Raw genomic sequence first — 22,563 nt, forward strand, 5'->3', positions numbered from 1 at the left:
GGATGCCGAGAGCGGGGAGGTGCTTCTATCGTTGGCGTATGAAATCTCTCGTTGCCCTGGGAGACCGTCTCTTCGTGGCCGTGACGGGCGCCTTCCCCGTGCACTTTCTGGTCTGGCCGGTGCGTGTACTGCTCGCTGTCGCGTTCGTCCCGTCGGGCGCGAAGAAGGTTCTCGGTCAACCGTTCACGCGGCTCCCGCCCTCCGACCCCGTCGGAGGCTTCTTCGCGCACCTCGAGGCATTGCCGTCCGTGTACTGGCTCGTCGGGGTCAGTCAGCTCGTGGCAGCGGTGTTGCTACTGATCCCGTCGCTGGCGGCCGTCGGTGTACTGGTCTATCTACCGCTGGCGATCGGCATCGTCGTCGTGACCTGGACCCTGCCGTTCGGGAACACCCGGTTCATCACGGCAGGATTGCTGGTGGGCGTGATCTTCCTACTCTGTTGGGACTGGCCCCGGCTGCGGTACCTCGTGCTACCGCGCGTCGCGCCCTCGCCGGCGTAGCGCTCAGAGGATGGGGGCCGGGTTGTACGCGGCGGCGTCGGGGTACTTCGCGGTCAGCTCCTCGACCGCCGCGACGACCTGGGCGACCTGGGCCTCGGCAGCGCCGGTGAAGACGGCGCGGTCCGCCAGCGCCTCGTCGAGCTGCGCCCGGGACAGTCCGAGGCGGGCGTCGCCGGCGAGGCGATCGAGCAGGTCGGGCTCCTTGCCCTCCTCGCGCATGGCCAGCGCGACGGCGACGGCGTGCTCCTTGATCGCCTCGTGCGCCACCTCGCGGCCCACGCCCGCGCGGACCGCGGCCATGAGCACGCGCGTGGTCGCGAGGAAGGGCAGGTAGCGGTTGAGCTCGTTCTCGATGACGGCCGGGTAGGCGCCGAACTCGTCGAGGACGGTCAGGAAGGTCTCGAAGAGGCCGTCGATCGCGAAGAACGAATCCGGCAGGGCCACGCGGCGGATCACGGAGCAGAAGACGTCGCCCTCGTTCCACTGCGAGCCCGCCATCTCGGCCGCCATGGAGCCGTACCCGCGCAGGATCACGGTGAGGCCGTTGACGCGCTCGCACGAGCGGGTGTTCATCTTGTGCGGCATCGCGGAGCTGCCCACCTGACCGAGCTGGAAGCCCTCGGTGACCAGCTCGTGCCCGGCCATGAGCCGGATCGTCGTGGCCATCGACGACGGTCCCGCCGCCACCTGGACGAGCGCGCTCACCACGTCGTGATCCAGCGACCGCGGGTACACCTGGCCGACCGAGGAGAGCGACTGGGAGAAGCCCAGATGCTCGGCGACGCGCGTCTCCAAGGAGGCGAGCTTGGCGGCGTCGCCGCCGAGGAGGTCGAGCATGTCCTGCGAGGTGCCCATCGGGCCCTTGATGCCGCGCAGCGGGTAGCGGCCGATGAGGTCCTCGAGCCGGGCGATCGCCACCAGCAGCTCGTCGGCCGCCGAGGCGAAGCGCTTGCCCAGCGTCGTGGCCTGCGCGGCGACGTTGTGCGAGCGACCCGCCATGACGACGGACGAGTACTGCGCCGCCCGCTCGGCGAGCCGCGCCGCCACCGCGACGGCGTGGTCGCGGACGTACTCCAGCGAGCGCAGCACCTGCAGCTGCTCGACGTTCTCCGTCAGATCGCGGGAGGTCATGCCCTTGTGGATCTGCTCGAAGCCGGCGAGGTCGCTGAACTCCTCGATCCGCGCCTTCACGTCGTGCCGGGTGATCCGCTCGCGCTCCGCGATGGACGCCAGGTCCACCTGGTCGACCACCTTCTCGTAGGCCTCGACGGCACCGTCGGGAACATCGATCCCGAGGTCGCGCTGCGCCTTGAGCACCGCGATCCACAGCTGGCGCTCGAGCACGATCTTGTACTCCGGCGACCACAGCTCGCGCATGCGCGGGCTGGCGTAGCGGTTGGCGAGGACGTCGGGGATGCGGGGAGTGCTCACCCCCCGATTCTCTCACGGGCGGCGCCGGGGCCCGTCACGGAAGGGCGGGCACCAGATCGTCGACGACGGTGGCGAGCGCGTCCCGGACCGCGCGGGGCACGTCGGACCCGTGGGTGGTGAACGCGGCGAGGGCGGCCCCGTCCTCGATCGCCATCAGCCGACCGACACACGGCGCCGTGGCCCGGCGGCCCGAGCGGGTCAGCACCTCGACGTGCAACTCCGCCAGCACGTTCCGCATCTGCCCCTGCAGGCGGGTGAGCTCGGGGTCGCGGGCGCACAGCACCATCCGCTCGTAGCGCGAGACGAGGGCACCGCGCTCCGCCGCGGTGTCGCAGGCGAAGAAGATCGACGCGAGGAGCTTCGCCAGGGCGGAATCGCCGCGCTTGCGCCGGCTCACCGCCTCGACGCGGCCCCGGACCGCGGCCACGTCGAGCTCCCCGGCGTAGGCGACGGCGTTCGAGAGCAGGTCGCCCAGCGACTCGAAGTAGTAGGTGGTCGCGGCCAGAGGGATGTGGGCGCGGTGCGCGACGGCGCGGTGCCGGACCGATTCGAAGCCGCCCTCGACGAGGAGCTCTCCGGCCGCCGCCACGAGGGCCGCGCGCCGGCGCTCACCCTTGGGCGTGGTCGCGGCTGTCATCTGAGACATGCTGCCAGCACGTCCCGCTCGACCAGACGGTTTCGACCAAATCGTCGGCACCCGGTGCGGCCGACGTGGCCGAATTGCTACTGCAAGGCCTGGTGCCCGATGTCCGTCCGGAAGTGACTGCCCGGCAGCTTGATCCGCTCGAGCTTCGCGTACGCGTCCGCGCGGGCCGCCGCCAGGTCGTCGCCGACGCCGACCACGTTGAGCACGCGGCCCCCGTTGGAGACGAGGCGTCCCTCGCCGTCGACGGCCGTTCCGGCGTGGTAGATCCCCGCGCCCTCGGCGCCCGTGATGACGTCGCCCTTGCGCGGCGCGGCCGGGTAGTTCTCGGCGGCGAGCACCACGGTGATCGCGGCACCGTCGCGCCACCGGAGCGGCGGCAGCGCGCCCAGCGCGCCCGTGGCGGTCGCGTGCAGCGCCGCGCCGAGGGGCGACTCGAGCAGGCTCAGCACGGCCTGCGTCTCGGGGTCTCCGAAGCGGCAGTTGAACTCGACGACGGCCGGGCCCTCGGCCCCCATCGCCAGGCCCGCGTAGAGCAGCCCGGAGAAGGGGGTGCCGCGCCGCACCATCTCCCGCGCGACGGGGCGCACGACGGTCTCGACGATCTCCTCGGTCGCGCCGGCGGCGAGCCACGGCAGCGGCGCGTAGGCGCCCATGCCGCCGGTGTTGGGGCCGGTGTCGCCGTCGCCGACCCGCTTGTGATCCTGCGCGGGCAGCAGCGGCACCACGTCCTCGCCGTCGACGAGGCAGAACAGGGACACCTCGGGGCCGTCGAGGAAGGACTCCAGCAGTGCCGGCCGGCCCGATTCGATGAGGTCCGCGGCGTGGGCGCGGGCCGCGGCGCGATCGGCGGTGACGACCACGCCCTTGCCCGCGGCGAGGCCGTCGTCCTTGACGACCCAGGTGGGGCCGAAGCGGTCGAGCGCGGCGTCGATGCCCGCCGGGCTGTCGACGATCTCGCTGCGCGCGGTGCGCACGCCGGCGGCGTCCATGACGTCCTTGGCGAAGGCCTTGGAACCCTCGATCTGCGCCGCGGCGGCGGACGGGCCGAAGACGGCGATGCCGCGGGCGCGGACCGCGTCGCCGACGCCGAGGACCAGCGGGACCTCGGGGCCGATCACCACGAGGTCGGCGCCGAGCCGCTCGGCGAGTGCCGCCACCTCGTCACCGGACGAGGCGTCGACCGCGTGGTTGGTCGCGATGGCCGCGGTCCCCGGGTTGCCCGGGGCCGCATGCAGCTCGGTGACCTGCGGGTCGCGCGACAGCGCGTCGAGGAGGGCGTGTTCGCGGCCGCCGGTGCCGATGACGAGTACTCGCACGGCCATGACACTACCGGGACCCTCCACTAGCCTGGCCCCATGGCATCCGTCTTCTCGAAGATCATCGCCGGCGAGCTCCCGGGCCGGTTCGTGTACCAGGACGATTCGGTGGTGGCGTTCCTGACCATCGCCCCGCTCACGCAGGGCCACGTGCTGGTGGTGCCGCGCGAGGAGGTCGACCACTGGGAGTCGATCGACGACGAGCTCTGGACGCACCTCACCACCGTCGCGCGCAAGCTCGGGCGGGCCGTCAAGCGCGCCTTCGACGCGCCGCGCGCCGGCCTGATCGCCGCGGGCTTCGAGATCCCGCACCTGCACCTGCACGTCTTCCCGGCGTACGGACTCACCGACTTCGACTTCGCGAACGTCGACCAGAACCCGAGCGCCGATTCGCTCGACGACGCGCAGACCAGGATCGTCGAGGCGCTCGCGGCGGAGTGACCCGCCCGGCGCGGACCCGCCCGGCGCACTAGCGGGGCAGGCGCACCGTGAAGGTCGCGCCCCCGCCCGGGGCGGTGTCGACGGTGACGGTGCCCCCGTGGCGCTCGACGATGCCGTGCACGATCGACAGGCCCAGCCCGGCGCCCCCGCTGCCGCGGCTGCGCGAGGAGTCGGTGCGGTAGAACCGCTCGAAGACGCGGGCGGCCTCGTCGGGCTCCATGCCCGGGCCGGTGTCGGCGACGGCGAGCACCACCGCGCCCGGCTCCTCGGTGAGCCGGACCCGGACGGTCGCCTCGTCGGGCGTGTGCCGCAGGGCGTTCGAGACCAGGTTGGTGACCACCTGGTGCAGGCGATCGCGGTCGCCGGTCAGCGCGACGGTGTCGGCGCCGTCGAGCTCGAGCGCGATGTCCCGGCCCGGCTCGCGGGCCTGCGCGGCGTGCACCACGTCGTCGGCGACGGCGACCAGGTCGACGGTGTCGGCGGCGAGCGGCCGGCGGGCGTCGAGGCGGGCGAGCAGCAGCAGGTCCTCGACGAGCAGGCCCATCCGCTCCGCCTCGGATTCGATGCGGGACATGACGAACCCGGTGTCGTCGGTGGCGCCCTGCCGGTACAGCTCGGCGAACCCGCGGATCGAGGTGAGCGGGGTGCGCAGCTCGTGCGAGGCGTCGCCGACGAAGCGGCGCATCCGCTCCTCGTCGGCGCGGGCCCGCTCCTCGGACGCCGCGACGCGATCGAACGAGTCCTGCACCTGGTGCAGCATCGTGTTGATCGACGTCGACAGCCGGCCGACCTCGGTGTGCGCCGGCGCCTCGGGGACGCGGCGGGTGAGATCGCCCGCGGCGATCGCCTCCGCGGTGGCCTCCACCTCCTCGAGCGGGCGCAGCGAGCGGCGCACCACGAGGTAGCCGAGGCCGCCCGCGATGATCACCACGCAGGCGCCGATGAGCAACTCCAGCACGATCATGACCCGCAGCGTGGAATCGACGTCGGTGAGTGTGACCGCGACGAAGGCCACGCCGTAATCCGACGAGGACTGCACCACGCGCCACTCCGGTCCCCCGCCGCCGACGGAGTGCACGGTGACGGCGTCGCCGTGCAGGTCGCCGAGGCGCGAGAGATCGGGCCGCTCCGTGAAGTCGGGGTTGCTGATCTGCAGCTGCCGGCCGTCGGGGAGGAAGACCGCCTGGTAGAAGCGGGTGGGCGGGCGCCCGCCGCGGGGCGGCTCGGGCAGCAGGGGCGGCTTGGGCCGGGCCCACGTCTCGGCCGCCTGGCGCAGCGCCTGGTCCTCGCGGGAGAGGAGCTGGTCCTTCATCGCCGCCGTCAGCGCCGTTCCCGAGGCCAGCAGCCCGAGGAAGACGAGGCCGACGACGAGCGCGACCAGCGACAGTCGCAGCGGCACGCGGGACGCGACCGAGGTCGGCCGGCGCGCGGGCGAAGCCATCGCGCGCCTACCGCGGTTCGCGGAGCACGTACCCCACGCCGCGGAGGGTGTGGATCAGCCGTCGCTCGCCCGTGTCGACCTTGCGGCGCAGGTAGGAGACGTAGGACTCGACGACGTTGACGTCGCCGCCGAAGTCGTAGTGCCACACGTGGTCGAGGATCCGCGGCTTCGACAGCACGACGCCGGCGTTGACCATGAAGTAGCGCAGCAGCGTGAACTCGGTGGGCGAGAGCGCGACCAGCTCGCCCGCCTTCCACACCTCGTGCGTCTCGTCGTCGAGCTCGAGATCGGCGAAGGTCAGGCGGGTCGAGTCCGCGGCCTCGCCGAAGCCGTGCCGGCGCAGCAGCACGTTGATCCGGGCCACGACCTCCTCGAGGCTGAAGGGCTTGGTGACGTAGTCGTCGCCGCCCAGCGTCAGCCCGGCCACCTTGTCCTCGACCGAGTCACGGGCCGTCAGGAACAGGACGGGTGCCTCGATCCCGTCCTGCCGCAGCCGCTTGAGCAGGCCCAGGCCGTCCATGCCGGGCATCATGATGTCGAGCACCATGACGTCCGGCCGGAAGGTGCGGACCCGGTCGAGCGCGGCCGGCCCGTCCTGGGCCGCGGCCACGTCGAATCCCTGGAACTTCAGGCTGACCTGCAGCAGCTCCCGGATGCTCTGCTCGTCGTCGACCACGAGCACACGCGGCTTGGCTTCGTCTTTCGCACTGGACACACCGTCATAGTGCACGCCCCGGCGCCCGGGACTCTGACGACTCGCTGTCAGTTCGCTGTGAACGTCTCGATCACTGCAGGGAGGCGAGGATCTCCGGGGTCACCGGGTCGACGATGTCCTGCACCTCCGGGTGCTTGGAGACGTACCGCTTGACCAGCGGGCACACGGGCACCACGCGCTTGCCCGCGGCGCGGGTGTCCTCCAGCGCGTCGTGCACCAGGATGCCGCTGAGGCCGCGGCCGGAGAACTTCTCGTCGAGCTGGGTGTGCGGGAAGATGCGCTGCTCACCGCGGTCGATGAAGACGGTGAAGCCGGCGAGCTCCCCGTCGACGGTGATGTCGTAGCGGCCCTCCGCGTCATTGCGTGCGACGGCGACGGTCTCGGTGTTCTCGGTCACTGCGGGTTCCTCCTGCGGGGCTTGAGCCGGGTGGTGGGGAGTGGTGGTGCCGGCAGGTACTGATCGTCGCGCCATCCGCTCACACTGCCGAAACGCGCGGTACGGGCCTGCCATTCCTCGCGGTACTCCACGATCTCGTCGTGGGTGCGCCCGACGAAGTTCCACCACATGACGATGTCCTCGTCGAAGGGGACGCCGCCGAGCAGGATCACCCGCGCGTCCGCCTCGGTGGGGTTGTGCAGGCGGAGGCCGCCGAGGCCCGGCGCGGCGTACCCGAGGTCGCCCCAGCCGAGCGACACCCCGTCGAGCAGGAGGCGTTCGGTGTCGAGCAGGACGCCGTGCTCGAAGGCCGGATCGACGGCGAGGCCGACCCGCGCGCCCGGCCGCAGGACGAGCTCCGCGCCGAGCAGCGGGGTCGCCGTGACGATCGGGGACGTGCTGCCCGCGAGCTCGCCGATGAAGACGCGGGCGGTGCCGCCCGGGCCGCCCGATCGCACGTCGGGCAGGTCGACGGTGGGCGGCGCGTAGTGCTGGAAGCCGTTGGGGGCATTGCGTGCCCGCTCCGGCAGCGCGAGCCACAGCTGGACGCCGTGCAGGCGCGTGGTCTCGGGGGTGGAGACCTCGGAGTGGCTGATGCCGTAGCCCGCGGACATGAGGTTGATCTCGCCCGGCAGGACCGGCGCCTCGACGCCGGCGCTGTCGCGATGCTCGATCTCCCCCTCGAACAGCCAGCTCACCGTCTGCAGGCCGGTGTGCGGGTGCGGCGGGACGTTCATGCCGCCGGAGCGGTCCACCTCGTCGGGGCCGTAGTGGTCGGCGAAGCACCACGCGCCGACCATCGAGCGCTCGTGCGTCGGGAGGGTGCGGCGCACCGTCATCGCGCGCGGGCCGCCGAGCGGCACCTCCCGCGGCTCGATCACCTCCACCCCGGCGGCGGGGGCCGGGCCGTTCGCGGAGGCTCCGCACTCGACCTCTTCGGGCTGTCGGTCGACGTTGCTCATGACCGCTAGCCTAGTGGCATGCCAGCCCAGCGCGTGCGGATCGACAAGGCCTCCCCCGGAATCTACAAGCGGTTGGTCGCGGTCTCCGCGGAGGTGGCCGAGGCGGCCGCGGCCGCCGGAATCGGCCGCGACGTCGTCGAATTGGTGAACCTGCGGTGTTCGCAGCTCAACGGCTGCGCGTTCTGCCTGGACCTGCACGCCCGCGCCGGGCGCGCCGCCGGCGTGAGCGATCAGCAACTCGACGTGCTGGCCGCGTGGCGCGAGGCGCCCGCCCTCTTCGACGACGTGCAGCGCGCCGCGCTCGAGATCGCCGAGCTGGTGACGGCGTTGCCGCCGCACCACGCGGCGGACATCGCCTACGACCGCGCCACCGACGTGCTCGACGAGACGCAGACCTCCGTGCTCATCTGGGCCGCGGTGACGATCAACGCCTTCAACCGGGTGTCCGTGATCAGCGGGTACGAGGTGCGGCACCGGGTGTGAGGCACGAGGCGAACTCGGCCACCAGCGCGCTGCAGAACGCGGGCAGATCGTCGGGCCGCCGACTGGAGACGATCGGCCCCGCGCCGTCCCGGCAGGTCACCACCTCTTGATCGACCCAGGTGGCGCCCGCGTTGACCAGGTCCGTCCGCACACTCGGGTAGGAGGTCAGCGTGCGGCCCCGCACCACTCCGGCTTCGACGAGCGTCCACGGCCCGTGGCAGATCACGCCGATCGGCGTCCCCGTCTCCGCGCACCGTCGCACGAAGTCCACCGCGGCCTCGTCGGTCCGCAGGAAGTCGGGGTTCGCGACGCCACCGGGGAGCACGAGGGCGTCGAACGCGGAGGGGTCCGCCTCGCCCACCACGCCGTCGACGGCGAAGGTGTCGGCGCGGTCGAGGTGGTCGAAGGCCTGGATCGTGCCCGTCTCCGTGGACAGGAGCCGGTTCGTGGCGCCCGCCTCCCGCAGCGCCCGCCACGGTTCCGTGAGCTCCACCTGCTCGGTCCCCTCGGGCGCCGCGAGGAACGCGATCGTCCTGCCGTCGAGTCCGCCCATGTCCACTCCTTCCGTCGCTGTCCGTGATGCCCGAGGGATACCCCGTGCGCCGCGCGCCGAAACCCCGGCGGCCGGGCCGCCGGGGTCGCTGATCGAGCCGCGTCCTACAGCGCGGGCTCGTACGAGATCTGGTAGCCGTTCGGGGCGATGACGGCGAGGCCGCGGCCCACGTCGACGCGGTAGGTGTAGCCGTTGTTGACGGCGCTGTAGGACGCGCCGTTCGACCACACCACCGGCGCGGTGACGGCCAGGCCGTTGCCCTTGCCGAAGCCGCGGTACTCGGTGCGGCCGTCGCCCTGCCAGCGGCAGATGGAGGCGCTGGAGCTGGGGGTCTCGATGTGGGCGACGGTCCATTGGTGCACGTCGCAGCCGTTGGGCGCGGCGTTGGCGGCGCCGGGGGCGACGGCGGCGATCCCTGCAGCTGCCGCCAGGGCGGCGGTGGCGGCGACGATCTTCTTCCGGACGATCATGACTGCTCCTTCTCCGTGGACGTTCGCTGACCTCCACACCGTCGCGCACAGGTCTTGAGCCTCGCTCAAGAGCCGCTTAAGACGCAGGTCCGAGCAGCTCGGCGCTCGGGCGCACCTCCTCCCCTGGGCGGATGCCCCGCGCCGTCGCGCGTGGTTGGGTGAGGGCATGACGGAACGGATCACGGAGTTCACGCGGTCGGGGCTGACCTTCCCGGTGGTCGACAGCGGGCCGATCGACGGGGAGATCGTCGTGCTGCTGCACGGCTTCCCGCAGACGCCCACCTCGTGGGAGGCGACGGCCGGGCACCTGCACGCGCAGGGGTACCGCACCGTCGTGCCGTGGCAGCGGGGGTACGCGCGGACCGCGAGCCCGGCGCGGCGCTGGCAGTACCGCAGCTCCGAACTGGCCGCCGACGTCGCGGCGCTGCTGGAGCGGACGGGGCCGGCGCACCTGGTCGGGCACGACTGGGGTTCGTCGACGGCGTGGCTGACCGCCGCGACGTACCCGCACCTCGTGCGCACGCTCACCGCGGTGTCGGTGCCGCACCCCCTCGCCTTCCTGCGGGCGTTCCTCCGCTCGGACCAGGCGCTCAAGTCGTACTACATGTACCTGTTCCAGATCCCCGCGGTGCCGGAGCTGCTGGCCCGACGGTTCCCGGGGCGTGTCGAGGCCTTCCTCCGCGCGAGCGGCATGCCCGCCGGCGCGATCCGCACCGTCGTCGACGAGGTGCTGACGCCCGGGCTGCTCCGCGGGGGCCTGAACTACTACCGGGGCATGCCGTTCACGGCGGTGAAGCCCGGCGAGGGGACGCGCGTCGCCTGCCCCGTGACGTACGTCTGGAGCACCGACGACGTCGCGCTGACCCGGGCCGGGGCCGAACTCGCGGGCGAGTACGTCGACGGGCCCTACCGGTTCGTCGTCCTCGACGGGGTGAGCCACTGGATCCCCGACGAGCGGCCGGAGCAGCTCGCGGAGCTCATCGCGGCGACCGCCGCGCGGGTGTGACGAGTCGGTGACGGCGGCTCGCGCCCGGTCGACCGGGCCGGCGCGACGGGCCAGCATGGTGGCATGCGGATACTCCTCACGGGCGCGGCCGGGTTCATCGGCTCCCACGTCGCCGACCTGCTCACCGAAGGAATCGGCCACGAGGTCGTCGGCATCGACGGGATGCTCCCGCAGGCGCACGGCACCGTCGAGGTGCCGGCGGGCGTCGAGCGGCTGAACCTGCTGGACCCGGCCGGCCTGGACGAGGTCCTGCGCGGGGTCGACGTCGTGTGTCATCAGGCCGCCGCGGTCGGCGCGGGGGTGGACGCCGCCGACGCGCCGCTGTTCGCCGCGAACAACGACCTCGGCACCGCGGAGCTGCTGGCGGCGATGGCGCGGGCGGGCTGCCGCAGGCTGGTGCTCGCCTCGTCGATGGTGGTCTACGGCGACGGGGCGTACGTCGATGCGGACGGGCAGCCCGCGCTGCCGCTGCCCCGCGCCGTCGCGGACCTGCGGGCGGGCCGGTTCGAGCGCCCGCTTCCCGGCGGCGGCACTGCCCGATGGGCGCTGACCGGCGAGGACGCACCGATCGCGCCGAACGGGCTCTACGCGGCGTCCAAGGCGGCGCAGGAGTTCTACGCCGCGGCGTGGGCGCGCGCCACGGATTCGGCGGTGATCGCGCTGCGCTACCACAACGTCTACGGTCCGCGGATGCCCCGCGACACGCCCTACGCGGGGGTCGCGTCGATCTTCCGCTCGGCGCTGGCGGCGGGCCGGGCGCCGCGGGTGTTCGAGGACGGGGGCCAGACCCGGGACTTCGTCCACGTGCGCGACGTGGCCGCGGCGAACCTGCTGGCGGTCGGCGCGGCCGCGGACCGCCCGTTCCGGGCGTACAACGTGTGCTCGGGGGTTCCCGTGACGATCGGCGACGTCGCGACGCACCTCGCCCGGGGCACCGCCGGGGCGCCCGCACCCGTGGTGACCGGCGAGTTCCGCGTCTCCGACGTGCGTCACATCGTGGCCGACCCGGCGCGCGCCACGGCGGAACTCGGCTTCACCGCCGCCATCGGCCCGGAGCGCGGGCTGACCGAGTTCGCTACCGCCCCCCTGCGTTGACCCCGCGCGGGGGCTCCACCGGCAGGCGCACCTCGAACCGCGCGCCCTGCCGCTGGTTCGTGGCGACGACGGTGCCCCCGTGCACGTCCACGAGGCCGCGGGCGATCGCGAGGCCCATCCCGGTGCCCGCCGGGAGGCCGGCGGTGTTCACCGGCGACCGGTGCGCCGTGCCGCGATAGGCGAGGTCGAAGATGCGCTCGAGGTCGACGTCGTCGATGCCGGTGCCCGTGTCGTCGACCCGGAGGACGACCTCGTCGGCGTCCCCGCGGACCGAGATCGTGACCCGGCCGCCCGCGGGCGTGTGGGCCAACGCGTTGAGCACCAGGTTCCGCAGGATCCGGGCCAGGGCCGACACGCCGACCGGCGCCGGGACCGGCTCGGGCGCATCGAGTTCCAACTGCACCCGGGCGCGATTGGCCATCTGCCCCAGCCCCGCGCGCACCTCGTCCGCCACCTCGCGCACGTCGATGGTCTCGAAGTCCAGCGTGAGCGAACCCGAATGGATCCGGGACATCTCGAACAGGTCGTCCACCATCGCCGACAGGCGCACCGTCTCCCGGTCGATCCGGTCCGCGAACTCGGTCACCTCGCCGGGGTCGGTGACGACGGCGTCGCGCAGCGCCTCGGACATCGCGCGGATCCCGGCGAGCGGTGTGCGCAGGTCGTGGCTCACCCACGCGACGAGGTCGCGCCGGGCCGCCTCGGCCGCCCGCTCCTGCTCGCGGATCTGCCGCTCCCACACCGTGCGCCGGGCCTGGAACCGGCCCAGCGCGACGGCGGCGGGCACCGCGACCACCAGGACGGCGCCGAGCACCGCGACCGTGCGGGTGAAGTCCGCGGTGAACATGAACCCGCTCACCCCGATCACGCCGGAGAGCACCGCGAGGACCGGGATCAGCACCAGGATGACCATGGAGAGCTGGAGCGACATGCGCCGCGCGCGCCACAGCACCAGCGCCCCGGCGAGCACCACCGGCGCGGACCACAGCAGTGCGAGGCCGGCGATGGAGAGCACCTCAGTCATCGTCGCCCTCCTCGCCCGAGCCCCACCGGTAGCCGCGCCCCCAGACCGTCTCGATCCGGTGATCGTCGCCGAGCTTGGCGCGCAGCCGCTTGACGTGGACCGTCACCGTCGACAGGTCGCCGAACTGCCAGCCCCACACCTGCTCGAGCAGGTCCTCGCGGGCGAAGGCCTCCCCCGGGTGGGCGAGGAAGTGGGCCAGCAGATCGAACTCCCGCGGGGTGGTCGCGATGCCCCGGCCGCTCGCCGTCACCGTCCGGGCCGCGGAGTCGACGACCACGGCGGCGTCGCCCAGCACCGTCCCGGGCTCGTGCGGGACGCGACGCAGGACGGACGCCACCCGGAGCGCCAGTTCGCGCGGGCTGAAGGGCTTGGTCACGTAGTCGTCCGCCCCGGCGGCGAGCCCGGTGACGCGGTCGTCCTCCTCGCCGAGCGCGGTGAGCAGGATCAACGGCAGGTCGCGGCGGGTGCCCGCCGCGCCGCTGCGCACCCGGCGGCACAGCTCGATCCCGTCGAGCCCCGGCATCATGACGTCGAGGACCGCGAGCCGCACCCGGCCGCCGGCGAGGCGCTCCGCCGCGGCGGCACCGTCGGCGACGATGGACGTGGGCAGTCCGTCGCGCTCGAGGTAGCGCCGAACCACGTCGCTGACCAGCGGATCGTCGTCGGCGATCAGCACGTACCGATCGTCGGCCATCGCCGCCTCCGTTTCGTCGTTCACTGGTAGATCAGCACGCCGTGCGTCACGATGAGCGCTCCCGCCACCTGCGCGGCGAGCCATCCCTGCGCGATCGCAACACTCCGTCTGTACCAGAGCATCCCCGCTCCGGCCGCGATCCACACGGTGAACGGCAACCAGATCCTCTCGACCTCCGCCTTGCTCAGGGCCGAGAGGTCGGCCGCGACCACCATCAGCACGGCCCCGGCGACGAGCGCGGCCACCGCCTCGGGGGTACCGAGCAGGGCCCGCCGGACGGGGCGCAGCGCCCCCGGGACCAGGCCGATCGCGGCGGCCCCGGCGACGCCGACGGCGCACGCGGCCGCCGCCAGGTTCGCCCAGCCCCAGTAGGCGAAGGGCCGGAAGGAGGCGATCCCCTGGTAGTAGCGCAGCACCACCCCGTGATAGCCGTCCAGCCACCAGAACCCGGCCAGGGCGAACGCCGCGACCACGGCGAGCGCGGCGGGGACGGCGGTGCGCAGCGGGCGCGCGGTGCGGGCGATGATCAGCACCGTGACCGCCAGGAGTCCCATCAGGATCAGTCCGTAGTTGAGGAAGATCGCCCACCCGAGGAGCAGGCCGGCCAGGACGCCGAAGACCGTCGCGCGCCGACCGCGGGCGACGGCGGCGACGGCCAGCGCCGCCATCCCCCAGGCGGCGACGCCGGCGAAGTAGGCATCGCCCGACGGCGCCATCCACAGCGCTCCCGGGAAGACCGCGAGGAAGGGGGCGCAGCAGCGCGCCATCTCCTCCGTGCCCAGCGTCCGGACGGTGAGCAGGATCGCGGCGGCCGCGGACGCGCCGGCGGCCGTGCAGAACAGCGCCGCCCAGGTGCCGCCGCCGAGCCCCACCCGGTCGAGGCCGACGAACGTCAGCAGCGCGCCCGGCGGGTGCCCGGAGACGTGCACCGTCCAGGAATCGGGCTGGTAGTCGGGGATCCGCCGGGCGAACTCGCGCACCGCGGCGCCCACGTCGGCCTCCGCCCCGGGGACCTCGTGCAGGTACTGGTCGTAGCCGGACAGTTTCGTGCGGAACCGATCCCACCCGGCCACGGTCCCCAGGCTCAGCGCCCACGCGAACAGCACCGCCGCGGACAGCGCCGCGAGCCGGCCGAACGGGAGGCCGCGGGCCACCGCGGGCCCCCAGAGGACCACGGCGAGCGCGATCACGAGGGCGGGAGCGGTGCCCGGCCCGGCGTGCGCCTCGAAGACGCCGAACAGGGGCGCGGCCTCGGCGACCAGCGTCTTGCGGAAGTCGTCGCCGAGCAGGAAGGGCACGGCCACCGCGGCCGCGACGAGCAGGAGCGCACCGCCCGCCCACACCAGCGCCCGGCGAGAGGTACGGCCGGTCGCGCCCGTTTCGATCGGCATGCTTCGACCGTATCCGCCGGAGCGGCCCCCTTCCGCCCCACGCGGGCCCGGGCCGGGCACCGTCATACTTTCGTCATCGCGAAGACCTGTCCACGACGGCACCGCCTTCCTAGCGTGAGAACCATGACTGAGATCGAGCCGGATGCGGTCACCGTCGTGATCCCGTGCCGGAACGAGGCGGAGTCGATCGGCCCGGTGATCGAGGCGCTGCCGGCGGGGTACACCGCGCTCGTCGTGGACAACGGCTCCACCGACGGGACCGCGGCGGTCGCGCGGCGCGCGGGCGCCCGGGTCGTCACCGAACCGCGGCCCGGGTACGGCAGCGCCGTGCACGCCGGCATCCGCGCCGCCCGCACCGAGGTGGTGTGCACGGTCGACGGTGACGGCTCGATGCACCCCGGGGAGCTCGTCCCGCTCGTCGCGGCGGTCCGGGGCGGCGCGGACCTGGCCGTCGGGCGCCGCCGCCCCGATCCGACGGGGGTGTGGCCGTGGCACGCCCGGGTCGGCTCCGCGCTCGTCGCGGCCCGCCTGCGCAGCCGCTACGGGCTGCCCCTGCACGACATCGGCCCGATGCGCGCGGCCCGCCGTGAGGCGGTGCTCGGCCTCGGCGTCGTCGACCGGCGCTCCGGCTACCCGGTCGAGCTGCTCGCGCGGGCGGGCGCCGCCGGCTGGACCGTCGTCGAGCGTCCCGTGCGCTACGGCCCGCGCACCGGCGGCAGCTCGAAGGTCTCCGGCTCCGTGACGGGCTCGATGCGCGCCACCGTCGACTTCCTGCGGGCGGCGCGATGAGCACCGTGCTCGTGGTCGCCAAGGCCCCCGTCCCCGGCCTGGTGAAGACGCGACTGACCCGCTCGTACACCCCGGTGGACGCGGCCCGCCTGGCCGCGGCGGCGCTGCGCGACACGCTGTGCGCCGCGCTCGCCGTCCCCGGCGCGCGGTGTGCGGTGGCGCTCGGCGGGCGGCTCGACGACGCCGTCGACGCCGAGGCGCTGGGCGAGGTGCTGGATCGGTGCGAGGTCTTCGCGCAGGCCGACGGCGGGCTCGCGGAGCGGCTCGTCGCGGCGCATCGCCGGGCCGCGGAGCTCGGCGCGGGCCCCGTCCTGCAGATCGGTATGGACACCCCGCAGGTCGGGCCCGACCTGCTGGAACTGGGGCTGGCCGCCGCGCGCCGGTCCGCGGCGCTCGGCCCCGCCGAGGACGGCGGATGGTGGGCGCTGGGCGTGCCCGACGGGGCGGCCCCTCGCCTGGACTGCCTTCTGGACGTGCCGATGTCGACCAGCACGACGGGCGAGTCCACGCGCCGCGCGCTCGCCGACGCCGGCCTCGACCCACGGGACCTGCCCTCGCTGCGCGACGTCGACCGGCCCGACGACGTGGCGGCGGTGGCCGCCGCGTGCGCCCCCGGTTCGCGGTTCCGACGGACCGTCGACGCGCTGCGTCCCGGCGCGGGGCGATGCGCGTGAGCGCGGCGCACTGGGACGCCGTCCTGGCCGGCCGCAGCGGCGAACTGCACACCGCGGCGGGCGAGGTCCGGCGCCTCCCCGTCGCGCGCTGGCTCGGGCACGAACCCGCCGACGATTCGCTCATCGGCGCGGTGATCGGCTGGTGCCACGGCCCCACCGTCGACCTGGGCTGCGGCCCCGGGCGCATCGTCGACCTCCTGCTCCGCAGCGGCATCCCCGCACTGGGCGTGGACGATTCGCCGCACGCCGTCCGGCTCACCCGGGAGCGGGGCGCCGCCGCGCTGCGGCGCGACGTGTTCGCGCCGCTGCCCGGCGAGGGCAGGTGGTCGCACGCGATCCTGCTCGACGGGAACATCGGAATCGGCGGGGATCCGGAGCGCCTGCTGCGCCGGGCGGCCGCGCTCGTGGAGGTCGGAGGAACAGTGATGGTCGAAGTGGAGCCGGCCGACGTCGGCGTCGTGCAGGAGGCGGTGCGCGTCCGTGCGGCCGGGGGGATCTCCCGCTGGTTCCCCTGGGCGCGGGTCGGATCCGATGCCCTCGACGGCCTGGCCGCAGCCGCGGGCCTGCGGACCGTGCGGTGGCTCGATCACCGGTCCGGCCGACGGTGCGCGGAGCTGGCCCGATGACCGCCCCGTCGCCGACGGGGCCGCCCGCGTTCCGCCAGCCGGTGGTGGCCGCCCGGATCGGCATGCTGCTGGGCGTCTGCATCGTGATCTGCTTCGGCACAGGCCTGTTCAGCCACTTCCTCCAGCATCCGCCCGCCTGGTTCGACGCGCCGCGCTCGCCCTTCTGGTTGTTCCAACTGACGCAGGGAGTGCACGTCGCGTCCGGCGTGGCCGCCATCCCGCTGCTGGTGCTCAAGATCGCCGTGGTGTACCCGAAGCTGTTCGAGCGACCGATCTTCGGCGGCCCGAAGCGGATCGCGGAGCGGATCTCGACCGGCGCCATCGTGGTCTCGATGTCCTTCCAGCTCTTCACCGGTCTGCTGAACATCGCGCAGTGGTACCCGTGGAAGTTCTTCTTCCCGGCCGCGCACTACGCGACCGCGTTCGTGGTGCTCGGCGCGGTGGGCGTCCACCTGGCGATCAAGATGCCCATCGTGCGCGAGGCCTTCCGCCGCGGCACCGAGAAGGCGTACACGCCCGGGGTGTCCCGGCGGACCGTACTCACCGCCGGCATCGCCGCCGCCGGGATCGCGGTGGTCACCATCGGCAGCCAGTCGATCCCCGGCCTGCACCGCCTCGCCGTGCTCGCCCCGCGCTCGGGGCGCGGCCCCCAGGGCATGCCCGTCAACCGGACCGCGGCGGCGGCCGGGGTAGCCGAATCCGCTCGCGCGGAGGAGTTCCGGCTCGTGATCAAGGGGCCCCGCACCGTCGAGCTGACCCTCGAGCAGTTGCGGGCCATGCCCCAGCACACCGTGCATCTGCCGATCGCCTGCGTCGAGGGCTGGACGCAGTACGGGTGGTGGACGGGGGTGCGGATCGCCGACCTCGCCGCCCTCGCGGGGCTCGACGACGCCGACCTGCGGTTCGCGTCGCTGGAGCGCGGGCTGTACGCGCAGTCGACGATGGAGGCCGCCAAGGTGCGCGACGAGACCTCGCTGATCGCCCTGCGCCTGAGCGGCGAGGAGCTCGACATCGACCACGGCTACCCGTGCCGCGTGATCGCGGCCGCGCGGCCCGGAGTGCACCAGACCAAATGGGTTTCGAGGATCGAGGCGGCATGACCGACGAGGAGACGACACCACTGGGCCCCGGCCTCAAGGGCCTCCAGGTCGTGCTGGTCATCGGCGGTCTGGGGCTGATCGTCTACGGCCTCGCGCTCGCGATCGAGGACCTTCCCACCCCGGACCTGATCTCGGCGGCGCTGTGGGCGATCGCGATCGTCGTCGTGCACGACGGGGTGATCCAGCCGCTGCTGCTACTCCTCGGGCACGGCGCCCTGCGGGTGCTGCCGCCGGCGTGGTGGCCGGGCGCGCTGTGCGGCGCCGCCGGCATGGTGACGGTGCTGGCGCTGGGCGCGGCGGTGGCGCTGCCGCGCCCGCCGGGCAAGGGCGCGCTCAACCCGACGATCCTGGACCAGCCCTACGGCGTCGCGATGTCGGCGCTGATCGCCGCGATCGTGGCGGCCTTCGTCGTGTCCGGTGTGGTGCGGACGATCACAAGATCCTCTGCATGAGCACCAGGTCCAGCCACCGGCCGAACTTGATGCCCACCTGCGGCATCTGACCGGTGACCCGGAACCCGAGCTTGCGGTGCAGGGCGACCGAGGCGTGGTTGGACTCCTCGATCGCGGCCACCACCACGTGCACGTCGGACTGCTGCGCGCGCTCGATCAGGGCGTTCATGAGCGCCTCGGCGATGCCCCGCCGGTAGAAGCCGTCGGCGACGTACACCGAGTTCTCGACGGTGTGCCGGTAGCCCGACTTCGCGCGGAACGGCCCGTACGAGGCGTAACCGCCCAGCTCACCGTCGACGATGGCGACGAGGACCGGGAAACCGCCCGCGCGGCGCTCCGCCAGCCACGCCTCGCGCTCGGCGAGGTCGGCCTTCTCCTCCGACCAGATGGCGGTCGAGTTCTCCACGGCGTCGTTGTGGATGACGAGGATCGCCGGCAGGTCGGTCGGCTGGGCGTCACGGATCTCCATGACGCCAGCTTATTGCCCGGCCACGACGATGCGGAACGGGCGGTCGCCGTCAGTCGGCGACGATGCGGGGCGCCTCCGAGGCCTTGGCCGTGAACTCCGGCGCGCGCTTCTCCAGGAAGGCGGCCACGCCCTCCTTGCCGTCGCCGATGGACGAGTAGTACATCGCCAGGGAGTCGGCGAGGTGGGCGTCGAGCGGCTTCGCGGCGCCGAGGCCGCGGTAGATCAGCTGCTTGTTGAGCGCGACGCCCGCGGCCGAGCGGCCCTTCACCCACGACCGGGCCAGTTCCTGCGCGGCGGGCACCAGCTCGTCGGGCTCGTGCAGGCTGCGGACGAGGCGGCCCTCGCGCGCCTGCTCGGCGGTGAGGATGTCGGCGGAGTAGACCCACTCCAGGGCCTGCGCGGGGCCGACGATGCGGGGCAGGAACCAGCTGGAGCAGGCCTCCATCACGATGCCGAGGCGGCCGAAGACGAAGCCGATCCGCGCCTTCGTCGAGGCGAGGCGGGTGTCCATGGCCAGCGTCATCGTCGCGCCGATGCCCACCGCGGGGCCGTTGATCGCGGCGATCACCGGCTTGGGGAGGGAATGGATCGCGAGGGTGAGCTTGCCGCCCGTGTCGCGCACACCGTCCTGGTAGGGCGGCTCGTCGTAGTGCGCGGCGAACTCCTCGGGGGTCGGCTGCACCGACTCGTCGAGCCCGAAGACGTTGCCCTCGCCGGTGAGGTCCATCCCGGCGCAGAAGGCCCGGCCGGCACCGGTGACGACGACGGCGCGCACCTCGTCGCGCCGGGCGTGGACCTCGAAGAACTCCGTCAGCTCGCGCGCCATGGTGACACTGAACGCGTTGAGCTGATCCGGGCGATCGAGCACGAGCGTGGCGATGCCGTCGTCGTCGAGCGTCCAGCTGATGGTCTCGAAGGAGTCAGTCATGCTGGTCACGATATGCTGGCGCCGCGGTCGCACGGCCGCGCGCCTCCCTAGCTCAGTGGTAGAGCACCGCTCTTGTAAAGCGAAGGTCGTCGGTTCAATCCCGACGGGGGGCTCCAGGAGGCAACGACGATGTCGACAACCGCTCAGGTCATCCTGATCACCGCGCTGGTGCTCGGCCTCGTCGCCGTGGTGTTCGGGCTGGTGTACCTGTGGGAGTACAAACTCAAGGGCACCGACATCGAGAAGAAGGTCGACGGCTTCTTCGACCGGATCAGCGACCGGTTCTTCGACCGCTGAGGGTGAAAGATCGACGCCCCTGCGCCGTCTCGCGGACGTGATGTCGGCGTGTCGGGGCGTTCCGACGTCGATCTTTCACTCGGCTGTCAGCCGCGCAGGGCGGAGGCGAAGATGCCGGGCAGCTTCAGCCACGACGGCTTCGCGGCGAACTCGGTGAGCCGACGGCCCGTCGTCGCGCCGGTGCGGTTGGTGACGAACCACGGCGGCTTCGGCGACATCGACAGCTCGCCGCCCGCGAAGGAGCGGGGCGACGGGCGGAAGGGCCCGCGCACGACGGTCCGCTCCACATCGTCGAGCAGCAGCGCGTTGTGGACGACCCCGATGCCGCTCTGCACGTCGTCGATGGTGTGGCCGGGGAACGCGCCCCACGACGCCCGGGCGGTGAGGTAGCCGACGCCCGTCCAGGCGTTCACGGCGACCGTGCCGTAGCGCAGGTCGGCGATCGCCCGCTCGAACGCCGGGCCGAGGGCCTTGATCGTCGCGGGGTCGGCGACGAGGTTCACGCCGAGCGTGCCGTCGAAGTCCTCGTTGGCGGCGCGGACGGCCGTGTCCAGGAAGGTCGCGGCGTCGCCGGGCAGCTCGAGCACGCCGTAGACCGGCGCGAAGTACTCGGTGTGCAGGGCCTCCTCGGTGCCGTCGGCCCGGAGGCCGAAGACGAGGGTGCGGGCACCGTCGGGCCCGACGGCCTGCGCCCGCTCGCCGTACCCGGCGCGCGCGGCGGCCACGCGGTCGGCCGATCCCGGGTAGTAGTCGCGGCGCGACGGTGCGCGGTCGAACGCGGCGCGCAGCTCACGCAGGAACTCGTCCTTCTGCGGCCAGTCGGCGCTGACGACGGCCACCTGCGAGGCGACGCAGTTGTAGCCGTTGTTGTGCAGGCGCTGCGTGGCGAGGTGCTCGGCCTGGAAGCGCAGGTCGGCGGCGGACCACTCGCCCGGCACGACGATGGTCGGCGAGACGCCGCCCAGCTCACTGGTGATCGCCTTGTCGAGCAGCGGCCGGTTCTCCGCCTTGCGCTGCGCGCCCTCCTCGCCGGTGCCGAAGACGATGGCGTCGTGGGTGCGGGCGCTGCCGGTCATGTGCACCGTCGTGATGCCGGGGTGATTGACCAGGGCCCCGCCCACGTCGGCGCCGCCGGTGACGATCCGGACCACGCCGTGGTCGATGAGCGGCGCGAAGGCGGCGCGGTAGGTGTCCAGCAGCGGGTCGGTGACCGGATTGAGCTTGAGCAGCACGACGCGGTTGTCGGCGTAGAGCTGGTAGAGGGTGTCGAGCGGCGGGATGGAGAAGATGTTGCCCGCGCCGAGCACGCCGGCGATGCCGTGGGTGATCGCCGGATCGAGTTCGCCGAGGCCCGCGCGCTCGCGGACGGCGGCGGCGTCGACCCCCGGGACGGTCCAGACCTGCGCGCTGAAGCCGCTGAGCAGGAGCTGGTCGAAAGCGCTGTGCGGCAGCACCTCGACGGCGGACCGGCCGCCGGGCGCGGGGCTGATGGTGAAGCCGTCGACGGGGTTGCGCCCCTCCTCGAGCGCCTGCAGCGAGGCGGCGAGGGCCTCGCAGGCGGTGATCACGGAGTAGGGGCCGGAGAGCCACTCCTCGCCGAGCAGCGTCGAGTCGGCGGGCAGGCCCTTGATGCCGGCGGCGGCGCCGACCCACCGCTCGGCGACGGCGGCGGTGGCCTCGCGGACCTCGTCGAGCAGGGCGCGGCGGCGCGCGAGCGACGTGGCGGCCCAGGTGCGCTCGCCCTGCTGCAGGTCGGCGACGGCGGCGTCGAGGACTGATTCGGTGGTGGTCATGCGCTCTCCGGTCTCGTACGGTCCGGCGTGAGCCGGATCACTGTTCCCCCTCCAGTCTGCTCGCCGGGGGCGCCGCGGGCATCGTGCGGGAGTTCCGGCTGCCACCGCGAGTCATTGTGCGTGCGCACAACGACCGGCGCGGGGGCGGCGACTACCATCGAGGAGTGTCCACGATCACAGAGCATGCCGACGCGTCGCCCGCGACCATCGCCCGACTGCTGGTGGATGAGCTCGACGAGCTGACCGACGAGCTGGTCGACCGCATCCTCACGGGCGAGCACGCCTATCAGGAGAGCACGCTCATCACCGCCGTCGAACTCCGCGAGGCTGTGCACGCGAACCTCGACTCGGTGCTCCGACAGCTGAGCGGCGAGTTCGGCGACGACCTGCACGCCGCCCGCGCCACCGGCCGCCTCAAGGCCGATTACGGCTTCCCGCTGGCGGCGGTGCTGCACGCCTACCGCCTCGCCGGGCGCCTGGTGTGGGACCGCATGCGCGCCGCGTGCGCCGAGCGACCCGAGCTCCTCCCCGACATCGGCGCCGACGTCTGGCGCATCATCGACGACTACTCGACCGCCGCCGCGGAGGAGTACGGGCGCGCGGTCTCCGAGCGCACCACTCGGCACACCGAGCTGCTCCAGGTCGAGCTGCGCGCCCTCTTCGACGGGGTGCTCGAGCCCGGTCGCCTGCACACCGCGGCGCAGATGCTGCAGCTGCCCACGACCGGCACCTTCCTCGTGGTGTGCGCCGAGTCCGCAGCCGCGCCCGGGGCCGGAGTCGGGGCCGCGTCCGGGGCCGGAGTCGGGGCCGCGCCCGGCGCCGGGGTCGGGG

At 73.3% G+C, this 22,563-nt stretch carries 26 protein-coding genes, 1 tRNA gene and 1 pseudogene; 13 read left to right on the plus strand and 15 right to left on the minus strand.

Annotated features, from left to right (window positions below):
* Positions 1-38: 38 nt before the first annotated feature.
* A complete protein-coding gene (locus ACNAYW_RS18950) occupies positions 39-500 on the plus strand; it encodes a hypothetical protein (RefSeq protein ID WP_415851208.1) in 462 nt (153 codons plus the stop codon).
* A 3-nt stretch (positions 501-503) separates the two neighbouring features.
* On the opposite strand, the gene purB is transcribed toward ACNAYW_RS18950, so the two are convergent.
* The 3 genes from purB to purD form a co-directional block, all read right to left on the minus strand.
* Positions 504-1,931, minus strand: a complete 1,428-nt coding sequence (gene purB / locus ACNAYW_RS18955; protein WP_415851209.1) for an adenylosuccinate lyase — start codon at positions 1,929-1,931, stop codon at positions 504-506.
* A 34-nt stretch (positions 1,932-1,965) separates the two neighbouring features.
* Positions 1,966-2,568, minus strand: a complete 603-nt coding sequence (locus ACNAYW_RS18960; RefSeq protein WP_415851210.1) for a TetR/AcrR family transcriptional regulator — start codon at positions 2,566-2,568, stop codon at positions 1,966-1,968.
* 86 nt (positions 2,569-2,654) lie between these two features.
* Entirely contained in the window at positions 2,655-3,893 is a 1,239-nt protein-coding gene (gene purD, locus ACNAYW_RS18965; protein ID WP_415851211.1) for a phosphoribosylamine--glycine ligase, read from the minus strand.
* Positions 3,894-3,932: 39 nt separating this feature from the next.
* Here purD and ACNAYW_RS18970 point away from each other — a divergent pair, with 39 nt between their 5' ends.
* Positions 3,933-4,334, plus strand: a complete 402-nt coding sequence (locus tag ACNAYW_RS18970) for an HIT family protein (protein WP_415851212.1) — start codon at positions 3,933-3,935, stop codon at positions 4,332-4,334.
* A 28-nt stretch (positions 4,335-4,362) separates the two neighbouring features.
* Here ACNAYW_RS18970 and ACNAYW_RS18975 read toward each other — a convergent pair whose 3' ends face one another.
* The 4 genes from ACNAYW_RS18975 to ACNAYW_RS18990 form a co-directional block, all read right to left on the minus strand.
* Complete coding sequence (locus ACNAYW_RS18975) at positions 4,363-5,775, minus strand: sensor histidine kinase (RefSeq protein ID WP_415851213.1); 1,413 nt, start codon at positions 5,773-5,775, stop codon at positions 4,363-4,365.
* A gap of 7 nt (positions 5,776-5,782) precedes the next feature.
* Positions 5,783-6,490 (minus strand): response regulator transcription factor, encoded by a 708-nt coding sequence (locus ACNAYW_RS18980; RefSeq protein ID WP_415851214.1) that lies wholly within the window; start codon positions 6,488-6,490, stop codon positions 5,783-5,785.
* Between the two features lie 70 nt (positions 6,491-6,560).
* Positions 6,561-6,887 carry a GNAT family N-acetyltransferase gene (locus ACNAYW_RS18985; protein ID WP_415851215.1) on the minus strand — a complete coding sequence of 109 codons (327 nt, stop codon included), beginning with the start codon at positions 6,885-6,887 and terminating at the stop codon, positions 6,561-6,563.
* Positions 6,884-7,888, minus strand: coding sequence for a pirin family protein (locus tag ACNAYW_RS18990; RefSeq protein ID WP_415851216.1), 1,005 nt, complete (start codon positions 7,886-7,888; stop codon positions 6,884-6,886). The genes ACNAYW_RS18985 and ACNAYW_RS18990 overlap by 4 nt, the downstream gene beginning before the upstream one ends.
* A gap of 18 nt (positions 7,889-7,906) precedes the next feature.
* On the opposite strand from ACNAYW_RS18990, the gene ACNAYW_RS18995 reads away from it, so the two are divergent.
* On the plus strand, positions 7,907-8,371 hold the full coding sequence (locus ACNAYW_RS18995; RefSeq protein ID WP_415851217.1) for a carboxymuconolactone decarboxylase family protein: 465 nt from the start codon (positions 7,907-7,909) through the stop codon (positions 8,369-8,371).
* Here the strand turns inward: ACNAYW_RS18995 and ACNAYW_RS19000 are convergent.
* Complete coding sequence (locus ACNAYW_RS19000; RefSeq protein ID WP_415851218.1) at positions 8,340-8,924, minus strand: type 1 glutamine amidotransferase domain-containing protein; 585 nt, start codon at positions 8,922-8,924, stop codon at positions 8,340-8,342. The two genes, ACNAYW_RS18995 and ACNAYW_RS19000, sit on opposite strands and share 32 nt — an antisense overlap.
* 104 nt (positions 8,925-9,028) lie before the next feature.
* Entirely contained in the window at positions 9,029-9,394 is a 366-nt protein-coding gene (locus tag ACNAYW_RS19005; RefSeq protein WP_415851219.1) for a hypothetical protein, read from the minus strand.
* A 166-nt stretch (positions 9,395-9,560) separates the two neighbouring features.
* On the opposite strand from ACNAYW_RS19005, the gene ACNAYW_RS19010 reads away from it, so the two are divergent.
* Both ACNAYW_RS19010 and ACNAYW_RS19015 read left to right on the plus strand, forming a co-directional pair.
* Positions 9,561-10,400, plus strand: coding sequence for an alpha/beta fold hydrolase (locus tag ACNAYW_RS19010; protein ID WP_415851220.1), 840 nt, complete (start codon positions 9,561-9,563; stop codon positions 10,398-10,400).
* A 63-nt stretch (positions 10,401-10,463) separates the two neighbouring features.
* Positions 10,464-11,495, plus strand: coding sequence for an NAD-dependent epimerase/dehydratase family protein (locus ACNAYW_RS19015; protein ID WP_415851221.1), 1,032 nt, complete (start codon positions 10,464-10,466; stop codon positions 11,493-11,495).
* Here ACNAYW_RS19015 and ACNAYW_RS19020 read toward each other — a convergent pair.
* From ACNAYW_RS19020 to ACNAYW_RS19030, 3 genes are read right to left on the minus strand one after another with little or no spacing between them, the layout of a single operon-like run.
* Positions 11,476-12,519 (minus strand): sensor histidine kinase, encoded by a 1,044-nt coding sequence (locus tag ACNAYW_RS19020; RefSeq protein ID WP_415851222.1) that lies wholly within the window; start codon positions 12,517-12,519, stop codon positions 11,476-11,478. The genes ACNAYW_RS19015 and ACNAYW_RS19020 overlap by 20 nt on opposite strands.
* Positions 12,512-13,213, minus strand: coding sequence for a response regulator transcription factor (locus tag ACNAYW_RS19025; protein ID WP_415851233.1), 702 nt, complete (start codon positions 13,211-13,213; stop codon positions 12,512-12,514). The genes ACNAYW_RS19020 and ACNAYW_RS19025 overlap by 8 nt, the downstream gene beginning before the upstream one ends.
* A 20-nt stretch (positions 13,214-13,233) precedes the next feature.
* Positions 13,234-14,604 carry a hypothetical protein gene (locus ACNAYW_RS19030; protein WP_415851223.1) on the minus strand — a complete coding sequence of 457 codons (1,371 nt, stop codon included), beginning with the start codon at positions 14,602-14,604 and terminating at the stop codon, positions 13,234-13,236.
* Positions 14,605-14,727: 123 nt separating this feature from the next.
* On the opposite strand from ACNAYW_RS19030, the gene ACNAYW_RS19035 reads away from it, so the two are divergent.
* Genes ACNAYW_RS19035 through ACNAYW_RS19055 form a run of 5 tightly spaced genes read left to right on the plus strand, consistent with a single transcriptional unit; the run spans position 14,728 to position 18,245 of the window.
* On the plus strand, positions 14,728-15,393 hold the full coding sequence (locus ACNAYW_RS19035; protein WP_415851224.1) for a glycosyltransferase family 2 protein: 666 nt from the start codon (positions 14,728-14,730) through the stop codon (positions 15,391-15,393).
* Positions 15,390-16,067 (plus strand): TIGR04282 family arsenosugar biosynthesis glycosyltransferase, encoded by a 678-nt coding sequence (locus ACNAYW_RS19040; protein ID WP_415851225.1) that lies wholly within the window; start codon positions 15,390-15,392, stop codon positions 16,065-16,067. Before ACNAYW_RS19035 ends, ACNAYW_RS19040 begins: the two co-directional genes overlap by 4 nt.
* Positions 16,064-16,693, plus strand: coding sequence for a methyltransferase domain-containing protein (locus ACNAYW_RS19045; protein ID WP_415851226.1), 630 nt, complete (start codon positions 16,064-16,066; stop codon positions 16,691-16,693). Before ACNAYW_RS19040 ends, ACNAYW_RS19045 begins: the two co-directional genes overlap by 4 nt.
* Positions 16,690-17,793: a molybdopterin-dependent oxidoreductase gene (locus ACNAYW_RS19050; protein WP_415851227.1), complete on the plus strand. Its 1,104-nt coding sequence runs from the start codon at positions 16,690-16,692 to the stop codon at positions 17,791-17,793. Before ACNAYW_RS19045 ends, ACNAYW_RS19050 begins: the two co-directional genes overlap by 4 nt.
* Positions 17,790-18,245: a hypothetical protein gene (locus ACNAYW_RS19055; protein ID WP_415851228.1), complete on the plus strand. Its 456-nt coding sequence runs from the start codon at positions 17,790-17,792 to the stop codon at positions 18,243-18,245. The genes ACNAYW_RS19050 and ACNAYW_RS19055 overlap by 4 nt, the downstream gene beginning before the upstream one ends.
* On the opposite strand, the gene ACNAYW_RS19060 is transcribed toward ACNAYW_RS19055, so the two are convergent.
* Together ACNAYW_RS19060 and ACNAYW_RS19065 are read right to left on the minus strand one after the other, a co-directional pair.
* Positions 18,226-18,714 carry a GNAT family N-acetyltransferase gene (locus tag ACNAYW_RS19060; protein WP_415851229.1) on the minus strand — a complete coding sequence of 163 codons (489 nt, stop codon included), beginning with the start codon at positions 18,712-18,714 and terminating at the stop codon, positions 18,226-18,228. The two genes, ACNAYW_RS19055 and ACNAYW_RS19060, sit on opposite strands and share 20 nt — an antisense overlap.
* 49 nt (positions 18,715-18,763) lie before the next feature.
* A complete protein-coding gene (locus ACNAYW_RS19065; protein WP_415851230.1) occupies positions 18,764-19,642 on the minus strand; it encodes a crotonase/enoyl-CoA hydratase family protein in 879 nt (292 codons plus the stop codon).
* 41 nt (positions 19,643-19,683) lie between these two features.
* Between ACNAYW_RS19065 and ACNAYW_RS19070 the strand changes: the two genes are divergently transcribed.
* Together ACNAYW_RS19070 and ACNAYW_RS19075 are read left to right on the plus strand one after the other, a co-directional pair.
* Positions 19,684-19,758: transfer RNA gene (locus tag ACNAYW_RS19070), tRNA-Thr, on the plus strand.
* Between the two features lie 13 nt (positions 19,759-19,771).
* A complete protein-coding gene (locus ACNAYW_RS19075) occupies positions 19,772-19,939 on the plus strand; it encodes a hypothetical protein (protein WP_415851231.1) in 168 nt (55 codons plus the stop codon).
* Between the two features lie 86 nt (positions 19,940-20,025).
* On the opposite strand, the gene ACNAYW_RS19080 is transcribed toward ACNAYW_RS19075, so the two are convergent.
* Positions 20,026-21,732, minus strand: coding sequence for an aldehyde dehydrogenase family protein (locus tag ACNAYW_RS19080; protein ID WP_415851232.1), 1,707 nt, complete (start codon positions 21,730-21,732; stop codon positions 20,026-20,028).
* A 164-nt stretch (positions 21,733-21,896) separates the two neighbouring features.
* Between ACNAYW_RS19080 and ACNAYW_RS19085 the strand changes: the two are divergent.
* A pseudogene (locus tag ACNAYW_RS19085) lies at positions 21,897-22,563 on the plus strand (PucR family transcriptional regulator); the annotation flags it as partial.

It is taken from the genome of Tsukamurella ocularis (genome assembly GCF_965138335.1).
Lineage (GTDB): Bacteria > Actinomycetota > Actinomycetes > Mycobacteriales > Mycobacteriaceae > Tsukamurella > Tsukamurella ocularis_A.

Bases quoted from the DNA above. Each gene is read 5' to 3' on its own strand.
- ACNAYW_RS18950 (WP_415851208.1), top strand. From the start codon at position 39: ATGAAATCTCTCGTTGCCCTGGGAGACCGTCTCTTCGTGGCCGTGACG.
- ACNAYW_RS18960 (WP_415851210.1), bottom strand. From the start codon at position 2,568: ATGACAGCCGCGACCACGCCCAAGGGTGAGCGCCGGCGCGCGGCCCTC.
- ACNAYW_RS18970 (WP_415851212.1), top strand. From the start codon at position 3,933: ATGGCATCCGTCTTCTCGAAGATCATCGCCGGCGAGCTCCCGGGCCGG.
- ACNAYW_RS18975 (WP_415851213.1), bottom strand. From the start codon at position 5,775: ATGGCTTCGCCCGCGCGCCGGCCGACCTCGGTCGCGTCCCGCGTGCCG.
- ACNAYW_RS18990 (WP_415851216.1), bottom strand. From the start codon at position 7,888: ATGAGCAACGTCGACCGACAGCCCGAAGAGGTCGAGTGCGGAGCCTCC.
- ACNAYW_RS18995 (WP_415851217.1), top strand. From the start codon at position 7,907: ATGCCAGCCCAGCGCGTGCGGATCGACAAGGCCTCCCCCGGAATCTAC.
- ACNAYW_RS19000 (WP_415851218.1), bottom strand. From the start codon at position 8,924: ATGGGCGGACTCGACGGCAGGACGATCGCGTTCCTCGCGGCGCCCGAG.
- ACNAYW_RS19005 (WP_415851219.1), bottom strand. From the start codon at position 9,394: ATGATCGTCCGGAAGAAGATCGTCGCCGCCACCGCCGCCCTGGCGGCA.
- ACNAYW_RS19010 (WP_415851220.1), top strand. From the start codon at position 9,561: ATGACGGAACGGATCACGGAGTTCACGCGGTCGGGGCTGACCTTCCCG.
- ACNAYW_RS19015 (WP_415851221.1), top strand. From the start codon at position 10,464: ATGCGGATACTCCTCACGGGCGCGGCCGGGTTCATCGGCTCCCACGTC.
- ACNAYW_RS19020 (WP_415851222.1), bottom strand. From the start codon at position 12,519: ATGACTGAGGTGCTCTCCATCGCCGGCCTCGCACTGCTGTGGTCCGCG.
- ACNAYW_RS19025 (WP_415851233.1), bottom strand. From the start codon at position 13,213: ATGGCCGACGATCGGTACGTGCTGATCGCCGACGACGATCCGCTGGTC.
- ACNAYW_RS19030 (WP_415851223.1), bottom strand. From the start codon at position 14,604: ATGCCGATCGAAACGGGCGCGACCGGCCGTACCTCTCGCCGGGCGCTG.
- ACNAYW_RS19035 (WP_415851224.1), top strand. From the start codon at position 14,728: ATGACTGAGATCGAGCCGGATGCGGTCACCGTCGTGATCCCGTGCCGG.
- ACNAYW_RS19040 (WP_415851225.1), top strand. From the start codon at position 15,390: ATGAGCACCGTGCTCGTGGTCGCCAAGGCCCCCGTCCCCGGCCTGGTG.
- ACNAYW_RS19050 (WP_415851227.1), top strand. From the start codon at position 16,690: ATGACCGCCCCGTCGCCGACGGGGCCGCCCGCGTTCCGCCAGCCGGTG.
- ACNAYW_RS19055 (WP_415851228.1), top strand. From the start codon at position 17,790: ATGACCGACGAGGAGACGACACCACTGGGCCCCGGCCTCAAGGGCCTC.
- ACNAYW_RS19060 (WP_415851229.1), bottom strand. From the start codon at position 18,714: ATGGAGATCCGTGACGCCCAGCCGACCGACCTGCCGGCGATCCTCGTC.
- ACNAYW_RS19065 (WP_415851230.1), bottom strand. From the start codon at position 19,642: ATGACTGACTCCTTCGAGACCATCAGCTGGACGCTCGACGACGACGGC.
- ACNAYW_RS19075 (WP_415851231.1), top strand. From the start codon at position 19,772: ATGTCGACAACCGCTCAGGTCATCCTGATCACCGCGCTGGTGCTCGGC.
- ACNAYW_RS19080 (WP_415851232.1), bottom strand. From the start codon at position 21,732: ATGACCACCACCGAATCAGTCCTCGACGCCGCCGTCGCCGACCTGCAG.